Annotated in this window: 3 protein-coding genes and 2 pseudogenes; 3 read left to right on the top strand and 2 right to left on the bottom strand. The window is 74.3% G+C overall.

Going from position 1 to position 2,615, the window contains the following annotated elements; genetic code table 11:
* Position 1: 1 nt before the first annotated feature.
* Positions 2–67: pseudogene (locus CCN39_RS53105) on the top strand (hypothetical protein); the annotation flags it as partial.
* 30 nt (positions 68–97) lie between these two features.
* On the opposite strand, the pseudogene imuA' reads toward CCN39_RS53105, so the two are convergent.
* A pseudogene (gene imuA', locus CCN39_RS26105) lies at positions 98–412 on the bottom strand (DnaE2-dependent mutagenesis accessory factor ImuA'); the annotation flags it as partial.
* Positions 413–648: 236 nt separating this feature from the next.
* Here imuA' and CCN39_RS26100 point away from each other — a divergent pair.
* Both CCN39_RS26100 and CCN39_RS26095 read left to right on the top strand, forming a co-directional pair.
* Positions 649–1,137 (top strand): GNAT family N-acetyltransferase, encoded by a 489-nt coding sequence (locus CCN39_RS26100; protein ID WP_086846261.1) that lies wholly within the window; start codon positions 649–651, stop codon positions 1,135–1,137.
* 46 nt (positions 1,138–1,183) lie between these two features.
* Positions 1,184–1,918, top strand: coding sequence for a hypothetical protein (locus tag CCN39_RS26095; RefSeq protein ID WP_244211009.1), 735 nt, complete (start codon positions 1,184–1,186; stop codon positions 1,916–1,918).
* Here the strand turns inward: CCN39_RS26095 and CCN39_RS26090 are convergent.
* Positions 1,915–2,615 (bottom strand): hypothetical protein (locus tag CCN39_RS26090; RefSeq protein WP_086846259.1); only part of this gene is annotated, 701 nt, incomplete at its 5' end. The two genes, CCN39_RS26095 and CCN39_RS26090, sit on opposite strands and share 4 nt — an antisense overlap.

The raw sequence follows: 2,615 nt of genomic DNA, 5'->3' as shown, positions 1-2,615 counted from the left end.
CGTGGACGTGACCCGGCTGGCGCTGGTCCCGCGTCCGGGCGCGGAGCTCCCGGCGGTGGTCGCGGCCTTGCTGGACGGCGTGGACCTGGTGGCGGTCCAGCCGGGTCACGTCCACGCCGTACTCGGCCGCCGCGGCGATGCCCAGGGACGGCATGCCGACCACCGCCGCCCACGAGCCCGCTGCCGTGGCCGCGGCGAGGAGGGCGAGCAGCAGCGATGTCCCCCCGTGGACCGCCACCGTGCTCCCGCGCCGGAGCCCGGTGTCGGGCAGCAGCCCGGCCAGCGCCGGGACGACCGGGAGCACCCTTCCCGTCGCCCTGGCCCGCTCGGCCTGGGCCGCCACCCGGCTCGCCGTGCTGACCCCGGGCAGGGCCGCCAGCCGGGCCACCGGCGGCTCCACCACAGCGGTCACCGCACGCACCTCCCCACCACGGACTAGGCCGGCGGTCGGGCCTCTCCCAAAACGCGACCGACGGCACTGGTTCGCCGCGGGGAAGGCGGCGGCTCAAGTCGAACGTCTGTTCGACCAAGACCAGTCAACCGCGATCCATCGGAGGTGTCAAGTCACCCACTCGTGGGGTCCGGAAAGCAGCACCCGCAACGGTAATGGAGTTGCCCGCACCCCGGCCCGGTCACTAGACAGGCGGCGTGGAGCTCACCGACGCCCGCCCCGAAGACGTCCCGGAACTGCTGGTCCTGCAGCGCTGCTGCTGGGTCCAGGAGGCGATCCTCAACGACACTCTCGACATCCCCGCCCTGCACGAAACCCTCGAGGACGTGCGCGACTGGACGAAGACGTGGTCGGTGTGGATCCTCCGGCAGGACCACCGGCTCATCGGCGCCGTGCGCGCCCGCCTCGACGGGGACCGCTGGGAGCTCGGCAGGCTGATGGTCGCGCCGGACCTCGCCGGGCGCGGGCTGGGCCGGCGGCTGCTCGCCCACGCCGAAGCGCAGGCGCCCGCCGAAGCCCGCCGGTTCGCCCTCTTCACCGGTGCGCGCAGCGCCCGCAACATCGCCCTCTACCAGCGGGCCGGCTACCGGCTCACCGACCCGCCCGCCGCCGATGGCCACATCCGTGGCGCGGTCTACCTGGAGAAGGACGTCACACTGAGCGAAAAAGCCGGTCCGGCCGCCTGACGCTGCGGCGTCGGCTAGATTCCCCGGTGAACTTCGGGGGGTGACGATGACGGGACCGCGGAGACGGCCGATCCTGGCGGCCGTCGGCGTGCTGATGGCGGTGGGCGCGGCGGCCTGCGGGGTGTCCGGCGCCACGGCCGCGGGCCCGGCGCCGACGACCATCGGCGCGGAGTGGCGCTCGTTCCGCGCCGACGTCACCGGGATCCGGCCCGGCTCGGACGACCGCAGCCTGTTCGTGCAGGTCGCGCTGCCCGGCAAGGACCCCGGCTGCGTCCGCGAGCCGCGGATCGAACAGGTCGTGGAGGCGAAGACCGACATCCGCGCCGACGTCGTCTACTCGACCCGCCCCGCGGCGGGCGGCTGCCAGGACAAGGTGGCCGCCGAGGTCGAGCTGACGACGGCGGACCCGATCGCCGACCGGACCGTCATCCTCAACTCCGACACCGGGAACGCCTGGCACAAGCTCGGCGCGGGCTGGGCCCACTGCGACCGCCAGAGCAGCTGCGCCCCACCCGCCGACCACTGCGACCCCGCGTGGATCGGCGCCGCGGTGTCCGCCGCCGGCGCCGGCAGCCCGGGCACGACCCGCGCCTGCACCCCGTCCTGGCTGGTCGTCGACCTGCTCAAGGAGCAGGCCGAGCCGTCCCGCACCGCCTTCCGCTGGAGCGACTCGGGGTGGACGTCGTTCGCGCAGGCCCACTCCCCCGGCTGCGCGGAGATCCTGGCGGCCGAACCGAAGTTCCCGGTCGCGCTCTGCAAGTCGCTGCCCGCGCCGGCCTAGCGCGACAACTTCTTGACGATCTCCGCGCCGACCGCCTGCACGGCGGCGTCGGTTTCCTCCTGCGGCATCGGCGAGTTCGAGAAAAGGCCCTTGTCCCAGCCGGACACCTCGAGGACGACGACGGTCGTGCCCTTCAGGACGTGCAGCTCGGAGCCGCTGAACGCGCTGTCGGTGGCGAGCCGGACCAGGACCGCCTTGTCGCCGATGCCGCGCACGTCCGTCGGCGTGATCTCCGGGCGCTTCGGCGTGAACAGGTCGTTCGCCTGCTCGGCCGCGCTCTCCCCGGAGTACCGGGTGATCTGGACGTGCATGGTGGCGTCGCGGACGTTCTCGTCCGGCCCCGGCTTCCAGCTGCAGCCCTGCTGCTTGATGCCCGGCAGGTCCCCGGTGCCCTGGCCGGCCAGGACGAAGCTCGGGAAGCCCGCCTTCTCCAGCACCGGCGCCGGGACCTGGCACTCGGCGGGCACCGGCGCGGACGACGGCGCCGCGCCGGTGCTCGCGTAGTAGTCGCTCACGACGATGCTCGCCGGGATGCCCGCGCCGAGCAGCACGACGACGCCGCCGATGATGCCGAAGACCAGCCCGGTCCGCTTCTTCTTCGGCGGCGGCACCGGGGCGCCGTAGCCCGCGGGCGGGTACCCGGGCGGCGGGTATCCGGGCTGCGGCGGATAGCCCTGCGGCGGCGGGTACCCGGGCT

Origin of the sequence: Amycolatopsis kentuckyensis (assembly GCF_002155975.1) — a bacterium.
Taxonomy (GTDB): domain Bacteria; phylum Actinomycetota; class Actinomycetes; order Mycobacteriales; family Pseudonocardiaceae; genus Amycolatopsis; species Amycolatopsis kentuckyensis.
This window is presented reverse-complemented; position numbering and strand designations above follow the sequence as displayed.